At 50.4% G+C, this 15,554-nt stretch carries 13 protein-coding genes and 1 pseudogene; 8 read left to right on the plus strand and 6 right to left on the minus strand.

Annotation, left to right across the window (positions count from 1 at the left end; translation table 11 throughout):
* Positions 1 to 158: 158 nt before the first annotated feature.
* From speF to A7098_RS24080, 3 genes and pseudogenes are all read left to right on the plus strand, one after another.
* Positions 159 to 2,357 carry an ornithine decarboxylase SpeF gene (gene speF / locus A7098_RS01260; RefSeq protein WP_105280209.1) on the plus strand — a complete coding sequence of 733 codons (2,199 nt, stop codon included), beginning with the start codon at positions 159 to 161 and terminating at the stop codon, positions 2,355 to 2,357.
* Positions 2,354 to 3,673: a putrescine-ornithine antiporter gene (gene potE / locus A7098_RS01265; RefSeq protein ID WP_105280210.1), complete on the plus strand. Its 1,320-nt coding sequence runs from the start codon at positions 2,354 to 2,356 to the stop codon at positions 3,671 to 3,673. The genes speF and potE overlap by 4 nt, the downstream gene beginning before the upstream one ends.
* Before the next feature lie 70 nt (positions 3,674 to 3,743).
* Positions 3,744 to 3,842: pseudogene (locus tag A7098_RS24080) on the plus strand (hypothetical protein); the annotation flags it as partial.
* A 53-nt stretch (positions 3,843 to 3,895) separates the two neighbouring features.
* Here A7098_RS24080 and pgm read toward each other — a convergent pair.
* The gene (gene pgm, locus A7098_RS01270; RefSeq protein ID WP_001297249.1) at positions 3,896 to 5,536 is read right to left on the minus strand and encodes a phosphoglucomutase (alpha-D-glucose-1,6-bisphosphate-dependent); all 1,641 of its coding nucleotides are present in this window, start codon (positions 5,534 to 5,536) and stop codon (positions 3,896 to 3,898) included.
* 25 nt (positions 5,537 to 5,561) lie between these two features.
* Complete coding sequence (gene seqA, locus A7098_RS01275; RefSeq protein ID WP_001515978.1) at positions 5,562 to 6,107, minus strand: replication initiation negative regulator SeqA; 546 nt, start codon at positions 6,105 to 6,107, stop codon at positions 5,562 to 5,564.
* Between the two features lie 184 nt (positions 6,108 to 6,291).
* Between seqA and ybfF the strand changes: the two genes are divergently transcribed.
* From ybfF to fur, 5 genes are all read left to right on the plus strand, one after another.
* On the plus strand, positions 6,292 to 7,056 hold the full coding sequence (gene ybfF / locus A7098_RS01280; RefSeq protein WP_000773260.1) for an esterase: 765 nt from the start codon (positions 6,292 to 6,294) through the stop codon (positions 7,054 to 7,056).
* A 139-nt stretch (positions 7,057 to 7,195) separates the two neighbouring features.
* Entirely contained in the window at positions 7,196 to 7,489 is a 294-nt protein-coding gene (ybfE, locus tag A7098_RS01285) for a LexA regulated protein (protein WP_024165168.1), read from the plus strand.
* Between the two features lie 139 nt (positions 7,490 to 7,628).
* On the plus strand, positions 7,629 to 8,159 hold the full coding sequence (fldA, locus tag A7098_RS01290) for a flavodoxin FldA (protein WP_010346538.1): 531 nt from the start codon (positions 7,629 to 7,631) through the stop codon (positions 8,157 to 8,159).
* 209 nt (positions 8,160 to 8,368) lie between these two features.
* Positions 8,369 to 8,455, plus strand: coding sequence for a fur leader peptide (uof, locus tag A7098_RS01295; RefSeq protein WP_001695552.1), 87 nt, complete (start codon positions 8,369 to 8,371; stop codon positions 8,453 to 8,455).
* Positions 8,448 to 8,894 (plus strand): ferric iron uptake transcriptional regulator, encoded by a 447-nt coding sequence (fur, locus tag A7098_RS01300; protein WP_000131706.1) that lies wholly within the window; start codon positions 8,448 to 8,450, stop codon positions 8,892 to 8,894. The genes uof and fur overlap by 8 nt, the downstream gene beginning before the upstream one ends.
* 268 nt (positions 8,895 to 9,162) lie before the next feature.
* On the opposite strand, the gene chiQ is transcribed toward fur, so the two are convergent.
* The 4 genes from chiQ to nagE all read right to left on the minus strand — a co-directional run bounded on the left by chiQ (position 9,163) and on the right by nagE (position 15,407).
* The gene (gene chiQ, locus A7098_RS01305; RefSeq protein ID WP_105280211.1) at positions 9,163 to 9,495 is read right to left on the minus strand and encodes a ChiQ/YbfN family lipoprotein; all 333 of its coding nucleotides are present in this window, start codon (positions 9,493 to 9,495) and stop codon (positions 9,163 to 9,165) included.
* 49 nt (positions 9,496 to 9,544) lie between these two features.
* Complete coding sequence (gene chiP / locus A7098_RS01310) at positions 9,545 to 10,951, minus strand: chitoporin (RefSeq protein ID WP_001201191.1); 1,407 nt, start codon at positions 10,949 to 10,951, stop codon at positions 9,545 to 9,547.
* Between the two features lie 577 nt (positions 10,952 to 11,528).
* Positions 11,529 to 13,193 (minus strand): glutamine--tRNA ligase, encoded by a 1,665-nt coding sequence (gene glnS, locus A7098_RS01315; RefSeq protein WP_001287167.1) that lies wholly within the window; start codon positions 13,191 to 13,193, stop codon positions 11,529 to 11,531.
* A 267-nt stretch (positions 13,194 to 13,460) separates the two neighbouring features.
* Complete coding sequence (gene nagE / locus A7098_RS01320) at positions 13,461 to 15,407, minus strand: PTS N-acetyl glucosamine transporter subunit IIABC (RefSeq protein ID WP_105280212.1); 1,947 nt, start codon at positions 15,405 to 15,407, stop codon at positions 13,461 to 13,463.
* Positions 15,408 to 15,554 lie beyond the last annotated feature (147 nt).

Here is a 15,554-nt window from a genome sequence, read left to right on the forward strand (position 1 = left end):
ATTGTCAGCCACCGGACTGATAAGGGTTTCTGCATTCTGAAAAAAGCAAACTTCTGATTAATTTATCAGCGGGGTAACTTTGCTTTTATTTCCGGCACGATCGATTTCTCATTCGAGAAATTGAGGACCTGCTATTACCAAAAATAAAGAGATGAAAAATGTCAAAATTAAAAATTGCGGTTAGTGATTCTTGCCCGGACTGTTTTACCACGCAGCGAGAATGTATCTATATTAATGAAAACAGTAATATCGATGTGGCGGCAATAGTTTTATCGCTCAACGATGTTACACGCGGAAAACTCGATGAAATCGATGCCACGGGTTATGGCATCCCGGTATTTATTGCTACTGAAAATCAAGAACGTGTACCCGCAGAGTATTTGCCCCGTATTTCGGGTGTCTTTGAGAATTGCGAATCGCGACGAGAATTTTATGGTCGTCAGTTAGAAACCGCAGCCAGCCATTATGAAACTCAACTGCGCCCGCCCTTCTTCCGCGCACTGGTCGATTATGTCAATCAGGGTAACAGCGCGTTCGATTGCCCTGGTCATCAGGGCGGCGAATTTTTCCGTCGCCATCCGGCGGGGAATCAGTTTGTGGAATACTTTGGTGAGGCGCTGTTCCGTGCCGACTTGTGCAACGCAGACGTAGCGATGGGCGATCTGCTGATTCACGAAGGCGCGCCATGTATTGCACAGCAACATGCGGCAAAAGTGTTTAATGCCGATAAAACATACTTCGTTCTAAATGGCACTTCATCTTCTAACAAAGTGGTTTTAAACGCCCTGCTGACACCGGGTGATCTGGTACTGTTTGACCGCGATAACCACAAATCTAACCACCACGGTGCGTTGCTACAGGCTGGCGCGACACCGGTTTATCTGGAAACGGCACGTAACCCGTATGGCTTTATCGGTGGCATTGATGCGCACTGCTTCGAAGAAAGTTACCTGCGTGAGCTGATCGCGGAAGTCGCACCGCAGCGGGCAAAAGAGGCTCGTCCTTTCCGCCTCGCCGTTATTCAGCTAGGCACTTACGACGGTACGATTTATAACGCCCGTCAGGTGGTGGATAAAATTGGTCATCTGTGTGACTACATTCTGTTTGACTCCGCATGGGTCGGCTATGAGCAATTTATCCCGATGATGGCTGACTGTTCACCACTGTTGCTGGATCTTAATGAGAACGATCCGGGTATTCTGGTTACGCAATCCGTACATAAACAGCAGGCTGGTTTTTCCCAGACTTCACAAATTCATAAAAAAGACAGCCATATCAAAGGGCAACAGCGTTATGTACCGCACAAACGCATGAACAACGCCTTTATGATGCATGCCTCCACCAGCCCGTTCTATCCGCTGTTTGCCGCACTGGATATCAACGCCAAAATGCATGAAGGTGTCAGCGGTCGTAATATGTGGATGGATTGTGTGGTAAATGGTATTAATACCCGCAAACTGATCCTCGATAACTGTCAGCATATTCGTCCGTTCGTACCTGAACTGGTGGATGGTAAACCCTGGCAGTCGTATGAAACAGCGCAAATTGCGGTTGATCTGCGCTTCTTCCAGTTTGTACCAGGGGAACACTGGCATTCTTTTGAAGGCTATGCAGAGAATCAATACTTTGTCGATCCGTGCAAACTATTGCTGACAACGCCAGGCATTGATGCACGTAACGGCGAATATGAAGCGTTCGGTGTCCCCGCAACGATTCTTGCTAACTTCCTGCGCGAAAATGGCGTAGTGCCGGAAAAATGCGATCTTAACTCCATCCTCTTCCTGCTTACTCCGGCAGAAGATATGGCCAAACTGCAGCAACTTGTTGCCCTACTGGTACGCTTCGAAAAACTGCTTGAGTCTGACGCGCCATTAGCAGAAGTACTGCCTTCCATCTACAAACAGCATGAAGCCCGTTACGCCGGTTATACCCTGCGTCAGTTGTGCCAGGAAATGCATGATTTGTATGCCCGTCACAACGTGAAACAACTGCAAAAAGAGATGTTCCGTAAGGAACACTTCCCTCGCGTCAGCATGAATCCACAAGAAACCAACTACGCCTATTTACGCGGCGAAGTGGAGCTGGTTCGCCTGCCGGATGCAGAAGGCCGTATCGCTGCCGAAGGCGCGCTTCCTTATCCTCCGGGCGTGCTGTGTGTTGTTCCAGGTGAAATATGGGGTGGTGCTGTTCTGCGTTATTTCAGTGCCCTCGAAGAAGGGATCAATCTGCTGCCAGGTTTTGCGCCGGAGCTACAGGGTGTCTACATCGAAGAACATGATGGTCGTAAGCAAGTCTGGTGCTATGTCATCAAACCACGCGAAGTGCAAAGCGCCCTGTTGAAAGGGGAACAATTATGAGCAAAGCAAAATCAAATAAGATGGGCGTTGTTCAGTTAACCATACTGACGATGGTCAACATGATGGGCTCCGGCATCATTATGCTGCCGACAAAGCTTGCTGAAGTTGGGACAATCTCAATTATCTCCTGGCTGGTTACCGCCGTAGGCTCAATGGCACTGGCATGGGCATTCGCAAAATGCGGTATGTTCAGCCGTAAAGCAGGCGGTATGGGCGGTTATGCGGAGTATGCTTTTGGTAAGTCCGGTAATTTTATGGCGAACTACACCTACGGTGTGTCGCTGCTGATTGCTAACGTGGCGATTGCTATTTCTGCGGTTGGTTACGGTACTGAACTGCTCGGCGCGAGTTTGTCGCCAGTGCAGATTGGTCTGGCGACGATTGGTGTGCTGTGGATTTGTACTATTGCCAACTTTGGCGGTGCGCGCATCACCGGACAAATCAGTAGCGTTACCGTGTGGGGAGTAATTATTCCGGTGGTCGGCCTGTGCATTATTGGCTGGTTCTGGTTTAGCCCGACGCTGTACGCTAATTCATGGAACCCACACCATGTGCCGTTCTTTGGTGCGGTAGGTTCTTCCATTGCCATGACATTGTGGGCTTTTCTCGGTCTGGAGTCTGCCTGTGCGAATGCTGAAGTGGTAGAAAACCCGGAACGTAACGTGCCAATTGCTGTTCTTGGCGGTACGTTAGGCGCAGCGGTGATTTATATCATCTCTACCAACGTGATTGCCGGGATTGTGCCAAATATGGAGCTGGCAAATTCAACGGCACCGTTTGGAGTGGCCTTCGCGCAGATGTTCACACCGGAAGTCGGTAAAGTGATTATGGCGTTGATGGTGATGTCCTGCTGCGGTTCATTGCTCGGCTGGCAGTTCACCATTGCCCAGGTGTTTAAATCTTCTGCCGATGAAGGGTACTTCCCGAAAATTTTCTCTCGTGTAACCAAAGTAGATGCACCGGTTCAGGGAATGTTGACCTTTGTGATTATCCAGAGTGGATTATCGCTGATGACCATTAGCCCGTCGCTGAACAGCCAGTTCAACGTGTTGGTTAACCTGGCCGTGGTGACCAATATCATCCCGTATATTCTGTCGATGGCAGCACTGGTAATCATCCAGAAAGCAGCGAATGTTCCGGCTGCTAAAGCGAAAGTGGCTAACTTTGTTGCCTTTATTGGTGCGATGTACAGCTTTTATGCGCTGTACTCGTCTGGGGAAGAGGCCATGCTGTATGGCTCCATCGTGACCTTCCTCGGCTGGACACTGTATGGTCTGGTATCACCCCGCTTTGAACTGAAAAATAAACACGGTTAATAAAGCGAAGTAAAAAAGGGTGATCGAATGATCGCCCTTTGGGATTATTAACAAAGTGCTCGTTGTTCATGCCGGATGCGGCGTGAACGCCTTGTCCGGCCTACAAAATAGCGTAAATTCAATAGATTGCACTATCCTCGTAGGCCTGATAAGCGTAGCGCATCAGGCAGTCATAAGTAAAAAGGGCGATCTTCCGACCGCCCTTTTTCTTATTTAATATGTTTACGCGTTTTTCAGAACTTCGCTAACAATCTCGACTGCTTCTTTCTCGATCTGCTTGCGATGTTCTTCACCGAGGAAGCTTTCGCAGTAGATCTTGTATGCGTCTTCAGTGCCTGACGGACGCGCGGCGAACCAGCCGTTGTCAGTCATCACTTTCAGACCGCCAATAGAAGCACCGTTGCCCGGAGCAGCAGTCAGGCGCGCGGTAATTGGGTCACCTGCCAGAGTGCTGGCGCTCACCATTTCCGGAGACAGCTTAGACAGCGCCGCTTTTTGTGCGGAAGTCGCAGCTGCCTGCAAGCGGTTGTAGCTCGGAGCACCAAAGCGTTTCGCCAGTTCGTTGTAGTGTTCCTGCGGGTTCTTACCGGTGACTGCGGTAATTTCCGCAGCCAGCAGACACATGATGATGCCGTCTTTATCGGTTGACCACGGCGTACCGTCGAAACGCAGGAAGGAAGCCCCCGCGCTCTCTTCGCCGCCAAAGCCGAAGCTACCGTCGAACAGACCATCAACAAACCATTTGAAGCCTACCGGTACTTCTACCAGCTTGCGCCCCAAATCGTTGACCACACGGTCGATCATCGCAGAAGAAACCAGCGTTTTACCCACGGCAACATCTTTACCCCACTGCGGACGATGCTGGAACAGGTAGTTGATTGCCACCGCCAGGTAATGGTTTGGATTCATCAAACCTGCCGGAGTGACGATGCCGTGACGGTCATAATCCGGGTCGTTAGCAAACGCCAGATCGAACTTATCACGCAGCGCCAGCAGACCCGCCATCGCACACTCAGAAGAGCAGTCCATACGGATCGCGCCGTCTTTATCGAGGTGCATAAAGCGGAAGGTTTGATCGACCTGATCGTTAACGATGGTCAGGTTGAGGTTGTAATATTCGCCAATGCGCTTCCAGTATTCGATACCGGAACCGCCCAGCGGATCAACGCCCAGCGTCAGGCCAGCTTTCTGAATCGCCGCCATATCAACGATATCCGCCAGACCTTCCACAAACGGCTGCACCAGATCCTGCTCTTTCACATGACCGGATGCCATCGCTTCGTCGAGGGAGATACGCTTCACGCCTTTCAGGCCATCGGCCAGCAGTGCGTTAGCTCTGTCTTCCACCACTTTAGTGACGTTGGTATCAGCCGGGCCACCATTTGGCGGGTTGTATTTGATACCACCATCTTCCGGCGGGTTATGGGACGGCGTAATCACGATACCATCTGCCAGCGGGCCACCTTTTTTGTTGTGAACCAGAATGGCATTGGAAACGGCAGGCGTCGGAGTGAAGCCATTGTTTTCCTGCACAATAACGTCTACACCGTTCGCTGCCAGCACTTCCAGTACGGAAATGAACGCAGGTTCGGACAGGGCGTGAGTATCTTTACCCACATAGCAAGGGCCAGTGATGCCGTTTTTCGCACGTTCTTCAGCAATTGCCTGAGCGATCGCCAGAATGTGCGGCTCGTTAAAGCTGTGGCGCGCTGCACTGCCACGGTGACCGGAAGTACCGAATTTCACCGCATGCTCCGCATTCCCTGCTTCTGGTTTCAGTACATAATATTGCGCCGTCAGTTGGGCGACGTTAATCAAATCACTCTGTTGTGCAGGTTGACCTGCACGATTGTGGATTGCCATTGCTTTGTCCTTTATCTGCAACGTTTTAGATAGTTCCGCAAACCTTCTCAATCAATTCCGCCGGGAATTGCATCGACTGCATGATGTGTTCGATCATGCTGCATTTACGGCCGGTGTTAGTGTTGGTGATCACCCAATACGGCGTGCCTGGCACATGTTTCGGCTTGGTCTGATTACCATTTTTCAGCAGCGTTTGTTCATCTGCCGCAAAGTAAACGCGCGTGCGACCATGCAACGATTCCGTTGCCTCGGCAAACGCCTGAGCGTCAAGAGAATATAGTGTAGACAACAGCAGCATAAAGCGGTTGACCGCGCGCTTCTGCTCTGCGTATTCATCGGAAAGCAGAAGTTCACGCATTGCGCGTACTTTGTCTTTAATCGTTTTGATCGGCTTCGCTTCGACGATAGCAGGCGACGCAATGCGAACCTCTTTCGTCACCGGAGCAGCAGGCTGTGATGCGGCGGAAAATTTCAACATGCGCCGTAAAATGTCGGATGCGCTCTCGCCGATATGCTTAGTGTGGCTGGCAATATAGCTGTAGAGTTCATCATCAACTTCAATCGTTTTCATCTTAATCCAGTGCGGTGTCTTAGCTGAATACAAGTCGCCAGGAGTATATGAATAAATCCCGGCAGCGGATAGCGTCAAGCCTGGCTTGCAGAAAAACTCGGATTAAACCTTATTTGTTGCAGCCCTGTGGCACAATGGTCAACATAATACCCTAACCCGACTTCGCGAAAAAAAGAACTTTGCCATGAAATTGAATATCCGCGCGCAATCTGCACAAAACCAGCATAATAATTCTCCCATCGTCCTCGTCCACGGTTTGTTTGGTAGTCTCGACAACCTCGGCGTTCTGGCGCGCGACCTGGTGAGCGACCACAATATTATCCAGGTCGATATGCGTAACCACGGACTTTCACCGCGCGATCCTGTGATGAATTATCCAGCAATGGCGCAAGATCTGCTGGATACGCTGGATGCACAACAGATCGAAAAAGCGACGTTTATCGGTCACTCTATGGGCGGTAAAGCCGTTATGGCGCTAACTGCACTGGCCCCCGATCGCATCGATAAGCTGGTGGCGATCGATATTGCGCCGGTTGATTATCACGTGCGTCGTCATGATGAGATTTTCGCCGCCATCAACGCCGTCAGCGAATCCAGCGCACAAACGCGACAGCAGGCAGCAACGGTGATGCGCCAACATCTGAATGAAGAAGGGGTGATTCAGTTTCTGCTGAAATCTTACGTTGATGGTGAATGGCGTTTTAACGTGCCAGTGTTGTGGGATCAGTATCCGCATATTGTTGGCTGGGAGAAAATCCCGGCATGGGATCACCCTGCCCTGTTTATCCCCGGCGGTAATTCACCGTATGTCACTGAACAATATCGTGATGATTTACTGGCGCAATTCCCGCAGGCACGGGCGCATGTGATTGCGGGTGCGGGTCACTGGGTACACGCCGAAAAACCTGATGCGGTACTGCGCGCCATCCGTCGCTATCTCAATGATTAACGCAACTGATTAAAAACCCAGCGTCCGCGTCGCTTTCCGCGCGTGGGCGTTGGCGTGACTCATCGCGCTGATGTATTATGGCGCGCTATCCATCCGGGCAGACGCCCGGCTGATTGTTTCCCCCGAAGTCACCAAGATCATGGCCAAAGAACAAACGGACCGTACGACATTAGATCTGTTCGCGCACGAGCGTCGACCGGGACGACCGAAAACCAATCCGCTTTCGCGCGATGAACAGCTGCGTATTAATAAACGCAACCAGCTAAAACGCGACAAAGTACGTGGTCTTAAGCGTGTCGAACTGAAGCTGAACGCGGAAGCTGTCGAGGCGCTGAATGAGCTGGCAGAGTCGCGCAATATGAGCCGTAGCGAACTGATCGAAGAGATTTTGATGCAGCAGTTGGCGGCACTGCGTAGTCAGGGCATCGTTTAAATTTCCACTTTCATGTAGCACAGTGTGCAGTCCTGCCCGTTTGCTGATTCCGCAAGACTGCCTGTTCTGCTATGATTGCCTTTATCCGTGGGCAATTTGCCACCCCCATTTCAATAAGTTTCAAGAGGTTATTTCACTCATGGCTATCACTGGCATCTTTTTCGGCAGCGACACCGGTAATACCGAAAATATCGCAAAAATGATTCAAAAACAGCTTGGTAAAGACGTTGCCGATGTCCATGACATTGCAAAAAGCAGCAAAGAAGATCTGGAAGCTTATGACATTCTGCTGCTGGGTATCCCAACCTGGTATTACGGCGAAGCGCAGTGTGACTGGGACGACTTCTTCCCGACTCTCGAAGAGATTGATTTCAATGGTAAACTGGTTGCCCTGTTTGGCTGTGGCGACCAGGAAGATTACGCCGAATATTTCTGTGATGCATTAGGCACTATCCGTGACATCATCGAACCGCGCGGCGCGACTATCGTGGGTCACTGGCCAACTGCGGGCTACCATTTCGAAGCATCAAAAGGTCTGGCAGATGACGATCACTTTGTCGGCCTGGCTATTGACGAAGACCGTCAGCCGGAACTGACCGCTGAACGCGTGGAAAAATGGGTTAAGCAAATTTCTGAAGAGCTGCATCTCGACGAAATTATCAACGCCTGATGTGATGCGGTGTAGGCTAATGTCTACGCCGTATTAATAGATAATGCCAATCAAAATAATTGCTACAAATTTGTAACTTTTGCCGTAGTACCTGTACAATGTTCCAGTATTGAAGTGGCCTTGCCGATGTAAATGTAAGCTAAGCCACGTTTTTATTAACAATATTTGCCAGGGACTTGTAGTTTTCATTTAGGCGTGGCAATTCTATAATGATACGCATTATCTCAAGAGCAAATTCTGTCACTTCTCCTAATGAAGTGAACCGCTTAGTAACAGGACAGATTCCGCATGACTGATAACAATACCGCCCTAAAGAAAGCTGGCCTGAAAGTAACGCTTCCTCGTTTAAAAATCCTGGAAGTTCTTCAGGAGCCGGACAACCATCACGTCAGTGCGGAAGATTTATACAAACGTCTGATCGATATGGGTGAAGAAATTGGTCTGGCTACGGTATATCGCGTACTGAACCAGTTTGACGATGCCGGTATCGTCACCCGCCACAATTTTGAAGGCGGTAAATCCGTATTTGAACTGACCCAGCAACATCATCACGATCACCTGATCTGCCTCGACTGCGGCAAGGTTATTGAATTTAGTGATGAATCTATCGAAGCGCGTCAGCGTGAAATCGCCGCGAAACATGGTATTCGCCTGACTAACCATAGTCTCTATCTTTACGGTCACTGCGCCGAAGGCGATTGCCGCGAAGATGAGCACGCGCACGAAGGCAAATAAGTCAGCCTGAACGAGAAAAGCCAACCTGCGGGTTGGCTTTATATTATTGGCATAGTGAGATTTGTTCGTGCCGGATGCGGCGTGAACGCCTTATCCGGCCTACAAATCATCTCAAATTCAATATATTGCATAAAAAGGTAGGCCTGATAAGCGCAGCGCATCAGGCAATTTAGCGTTTTCCATAAGTCTCAAGCCAACCTGCGGGTTGGCTTTTTTATACCAGGGAAATAAGAACAAGCGAGAGTTACAGCCCTCGCTTTTTTTGTTTTTACTGCGTAGCGTTATTACTGCGAATTTCCTGCCAGACTTTATCGCAATCGGCTTTCACTGCCTGGTCGTTACCGGTTTGCGTTGCGCGCAGACACTGCTGATAATCCAGTACCCGCACACTTTCCTGGTCGGCAAACTGCTGATGTTGTTTCTCTTTCTTCAGCACGTTTAACACGCTCTGGCAGGCCTCAATTTTTTCCGGCGAGCCTTGTGCTGTGTTGATGCAGGCGCTGTAAGCTTCTTTCAGACGACTGTCTTCCTGTGGCGCGGTTGATTGCGCACAAGCCACCAGCCCCGATGCCATCATGGTGATGAGAATCAGTTTTTTCATAGCAAATTCCTCAAACATGCGGCAGGTGAAATGCCTGCCGCGTCGGGCATCAGAAGATAGTGAACGGCGCGATAACCATGAATTTCACGTCACGCTCATCCTGGAAGATGTTGCCGTAACCGCCCCCCCAGCTTGGGATGTCGGAGTGGTTGTCGTATTCGGTGAAATGCAGTTTGAACATCGTGCCTTTGGCGCGACCGTCCTGAATGGTGTAGACCGCATCCAGGCTGTATGCAGATTCTTCGATAGTCCGGTTTTTGTCGTAGTACGCATCCGGATTGCTCTGCCATGTCGCTGGTTTGGCATCCCATGCATAAACGTAGGAAGCGCCGATGGCGAAGCCTGGAAGATTCCAGTTTTTCAGGTCATACATCGCACCGAAGAAGACCGCTTTTTCGCCGTTGGCGTTAAAGTCAGAGCGGTTATCCCACCAGATATCCAGGCGACCGTTCGAGGAAGCGTAGGTTGGGGTCATACGTTGCAGGAAGTATCCCTGCTGACCATCGGCTTTAACCCAGGTGCCTTCGAGGCGCAAATCCACTACGTCAGCCGCCCGGTAGCCAAAGGTCAACGCCTGCAGCCAGGCGGTGCCGTCATAAAGATCGTTGACGCTGCGATCGTCAACTTTGTCGCGCGTACCGTAGAACTGGTAGCTGGTGGTTAACGGGCTACCGGCGATATCAAATTTATAGCTGGCTTTGGCAAAATATTGATCGATATACCCTTCCGCCTGACCAAACGCCGCTTCCAGTACGAAGTTATTTTTGAAGTCGTACTTCGCCCCGAGGGAGTGCAGATAATCAACTTTGGTAGTCTTATCGTTCTGATAAAACTCATCCATTTCCAGATGCCACGGCGCTTTGTATTCGTTGGTCCACATGTAGGAGAAACTCAACGCACCGGCATCGCCGTAATCAAAATTCGCCCCGGCTTCCGCACCCTGATAAGTACCCGGCATAAAGCTCCAGTGCGGCGCTAACAGCGTCTGACCGGTTGGCTGAATATAACCTGCCCTCGCCCACACCGGACCGTATTTAAATTTGGCCGCTGCTTTATACAGGCTTATACCGCTTTTATCGCCGGACCAGTCTTCGTCATAGGCTTTATTACTTTTTGAAAACGCGATTTCGTTCGGGTGGGAGCTATCGCCGTTTTCTGCCATTTCAATCGCCGTAAATGCGGCAATATCAAGGCCGAACATATCAGCAGCATAACCAGACTGAAAATCGAGGTTGGCGTTCCAGGTGGAGTGAGAAAGGTTGGTTTTGTATTTGTCACCGTCGGTAACGTCTTTACGGTCGCGTTCACGCTGCCAGTAATAGATACCGCCGGTTAAGGTTGAATCGTCGATGAATCCTTCGGCGCGAGCCTCCGGCATTGCCATAAAGCCCGACATTGCTGTAACACCGGCGATAGCCAGCGCCAGCGTACTACGTTTGCCACTAAACGCACGCATGGGTTAATCCTCTTTGACGTATAAATTGCTGCACCACAGGTGAACAGCGAAAAAAATAAAAATTAAAAAAGTAGCGTTGAGAAAAGTCTCGCTGACTACAGGAACAGACTATTTTTCGCGACGCGAATTATCAATCTCTTTCTGTAACGAGAATGTAAGAACATGAGCAACCGCACATATTTTGATGATTTTTGTTACAGGATTTAAGTTTGCAGCAGAAGAGTTTGTAGAAGAAAAAATATGTGGCTTTCCAGTAGGATGAAAGCGGTTACATTTTATTTAATTATGATTTGTGTTTTTAAATTTATTTTACGGATAAATTGCGAAGCGGAATTAATTCGCGATGATAAGCAGAAAAAACGCCGCAGAGCGCGGCGTTTGGGATTGTTTGTATGTTTCATGCCGGATGTGGCGTAAACGCCTTATCCGACCTACAAAAGCACGCAAATTCAATATATTGCAGAGATCTCGTAGGCCTGATAAGCGTAGCGCATCAGGCAATTTAGCGTTTGATACTGTTTTGTGTTTCTTGCCGGATGCGGCATTTACGCCGCATCCGGCATGGTGAAACTTAGAATTACTCGCCAACCTTCGCCCAGGTATCACGCAGCCCAACGGTGCGGTTAAATACCGGTTTTTCCGCAGTGGAATGGCGGCTGTCGAGGCAGAAGTAACCTTCACGCTCAAACTGGAACGCTTTACCCGCTACCGCGTCTTTCAGAGACGGTTCAGCAAAGCCCTGTTTGATGACCAGTGATTCAGGGTTAATCACCGACAGGAAATCATCCGCAGCGCCTGGATTCGGCACGCTGAACAGACGATCGTACAGGCGGATTTCAACCGGCAGCGCATGTGCCGCGCTTACCCAGTGAATAACGCCTTTCACTTTACGACCATCAGCCGGATCTTTGCTTAAAGTGTCGGCATCGTAAGTACAGAAGATGGTGGTGATATTGCCTTCGGCATCTTTCTCCACGCGTTCTGCTTTAATCACGTAAGCATTACGCAGACGCACTTCTTTACCCAGCACCAGACGCTTGTACTGCTTGTTAGCTTCTTCGCGGAAATCGGCGCGATCGATCCAAATCTCACCGCTAAACGGCACCTGACGGCTACCCATTTCCGGTTTGTTCGGATGGTTCGGCATAGTGACCATTTCGCCTTCGCCCTGATAGTTTTCGATAACCAGTTTCACTGGATCGATAACCGCCATTGCGCGCGGCGCGTTTTCGTTGAGATCTTCACGAATACAGGATTCCAGAGATGCCATCTCAATGGTGTTGTCCTGCTTGGTCACGCCGATGCGTTTGCAGAACTCACGAATAGAAGCCGCAGTGTAACCACGACGACGCAGACCAGAAATGGTCGGCATACGCGGATCGTCCCAGCCTTCTACGTGCTTGTCGGTCACCAACTGGTTCAGCTTACGCTTGGACATCACGGTGTATTCCAGATTCAGGCGCGAGAATTCGTACTGGCGCGGATGAACAGGAATGGTGATGTTGTCCAGAACCCAGTCATACAGACGACGGTTGTCCTGGAATTCCAGGGTGCACAGGGAATGCGTAATGCCTTCCAGCGCATCGCTGATGCAGTGGGTGAAGTCGTACATCGGGTAGATGCACCACTTGTTGCCAGTCTGGTGGTGTTCAGCAAATTTAATGCGGTACAGCACCGGATCGCGCATCACGATAAACGGCGAAGCCATGTCGATTTTCGCGCGCAGGCAGGCTTTACCTTCTTCAAAACCACCGGTACGCATTTTTTCGAACAGCGCCAGGTTCTCTTCAACGCTGCGGTCGCGGTACGGACTGTTTTTACCCGGCTGCGTCAGGGTGCCACGGTATTCGCGGATCTGTTCCGGCGTCAGTTCATCGACATACGCCAGGCCTTTATTGATCAATTCGATCGCATAGGCATGGAGCTGATCAAAATAGTCGGAGGAGTAACGAACGTTACCAGACCAGTGAAAACCTAACCATTCAACGTCGTTTTTGATCGACTCGACATACTCGATATCTTCTTTTACCGGGTTAGTATCGTCGAAACGCAGGTTGCACTGGCCTTTATAGTCCTGGGCGATCCCGAAGTTCAGGCAGATAGATTTCGCATGACCAATATGCAGATAGCCATTTGGTTCTGGCGGGAAACGGGTGTGTACTGTGGTGTGCTTGCCACTGGCCAGATCTTCATCAATGATCTGACGAATAAAGTTAGTCGGGCGGGCTTCTGCCTCACTCATCGTGGATTCCTCAAAGCGTAAACAACGTATAACGGCGTATGATCTTATAAGCGGGACAGGCTGACAACTGTTAGTTAGAGAAAATAGAAAATCTCACTGAGATTATGGGGATGATTGATGAAAAAAAAAGCGGCGAAGATGATATCCGCCGCTTTTGCCACTCCTGTGTCATTGTTGGATGCGACGCTGGTGCGTCTTATCCAACCTACACTGAGCTTTTGTAGGCCTGATAAGACGCGTCAAGCGTCGCATCAGGCATGAAACAGATTACTTTTTGATTTCATACAGCGGCGTTTGACCCGCCACAACATGACCCTGGGCTTTAATGATCAGACCGCTGAAATCGTCGATATTGCTGCAAACCACCGGGCTAATCATCGAACGAGCGTTAGCATTCAGGTAATCCAGATCCATTTCCAGAATCGGTTGCCCTGCGCTTACTTGCGCGCCCTCTTCCACCAGACGCTTAAAGCCTTTACCTTCCAGCGCTACGGTGTCGATACCCATGTGGACGACGATCTCCGCGCCTTTTTCGGTTTCCAGGCAGAATGCGTGGTTGGTGTTGAAGATTTTTACGATAGTCCCTGCGGCTGGTGATACAACGATTTTATCCGTCGGTTTCACCGCCACACCGTCGCCCACCGCTTTGCTGGCAAACGCTTCGTCTGGCACCTGATCCAGTGCGACTACATCACCAGTGATCGGCGATACCAGCTCAGCGATAGACACTGCATTTGGTACAGCCTGTGGTTTTGCTGCCGGCGCGGCAGTTGCCGGAGCCGCTTCAGCAGAAGCAGCAGCTACCGGGCTACGAGCAACGACTTTCTTCATCGCATCACCGATAGATTCCGCTTTCGCACCAACAATCACCTGGATGGTCTGTTTGTTCAGTTTCACCACCCCAGAAGCACCCAGACGTTTACACATCGCATCGTTGACGCGGGCTGAGTCACCCACCGTCAGGCGCAGACGGGTAATACAGGCGTCAATCGCTTTCAGGTTGTCGCTACCGCCAACCGCAGCAATATAGTTGGTCGCCAGTTGAGTCAGACCTTCTTCAGTGTTGCTGTTGGCTTCTTCAGTAACAATTTCGTCTTCTTTATCTTCACGGCCTGGCGTTTTCAGGTTGAACATGCGGATAACTGCACTGAATACCACAAAATAGATAACGAAGAAGATAACGCCCATCACCAGCAGCATCCAGACGTTCTGGCTGGCTGCCGGCAGGTTATACATCAACGCATAGTCGATGGCGCCCGCAGAGAAAGAGAAGCCCGCGTGAATACCCAGCAGCGTCGCCACAAACAGGCTGATACCGGTCAGCAGTGCGTGCAGGAGGTACAGCAACGGCGCAAGGAACATGAACAGGAATTCCAGCGGCTCGGTAACACCAGTCAGGAACGCGGTGATAGCAACGGAAAGCAGCATCCCGCCAACCATCGGACGACGCTCTTTCGGTGCTGCGAAGTACATCGCCAGTGCCGCCCCCGGCAGACCGAACATCATGATCGGGAAGAAACCGGACATGAACATCCCCGCAGTGCCGTCACCGGCATAGAAGCGGTTGATGTCGCCGTGGAAAACCGTCCCCGCCGCGTTGGTGAATTCACCAATCTGGAACCAGGCGATGGTGTTCAGCACCTGATGCAGACCGGTTGGGATCAGCAGACGGTTGATGAAACCAAAGATACCGGAACCCAGCGCGCCCGCAGAAACGATCCATTCACCACCAGCATGAATAGCGTGCTGCACCGGTGGCCAGACATAACCAAAAATAGCCGCCAATACCAGGCAGAAGAAGCCTGTGGCAATCGGCACAAAACGTTTACCACCGAAGAAGCTCAGGAAGTCCGGCAGTTTAATATCGGACCAGCGGTTATAGGCTGCACCACCGACCAGACCGGTAATGATACCCGCCAGTACACCCATATTGATTTCCGGGTTGATGGTCACCATCGCTTTGGTTAACACAAAGTAACCTACCGCACCTGCCAGCGCCGCCGCACCTGCGCTGTCTTTGGACCAGCTGGATGCCACGCCGATGGCGAAGATTAATGCGAGGTTATCAAAAATCGCGCCGCCCGCCTGGGCAATAAACGCAACGTTAAGTAAATCTGGCTGACCGAATCGCAGCAACAGCGCCGCCACCGGCAGTACTGCGATAGGGAGCTGTAACGCCCTACCGAGTCGCTGGAAAAACCCTAAAATATTCATCTTATTCCCCCTACGAGAACCCTATTTGGCTTGTTTAAAGCCGTTTTTTATTTTGCTGCAAACTGTACTGCCGATGTTCTGTAATCATATTGTTAGATCATCTGCTACAGAGTGTGTAAAAAATTAATTCGTACCGCAAATTAAACG

Origin of the sequence: Escherichia sp. MOD1-EC7011 (assembly GCF_002965005.1) — a bacterium.
GTDB classification, from domain to species: Bacteria; Pseudomonadota; Gammaproteobacteria; order Enterobacterales; family Enterobacteriaceae; genus Escherichia; species Escherichia ruysiae.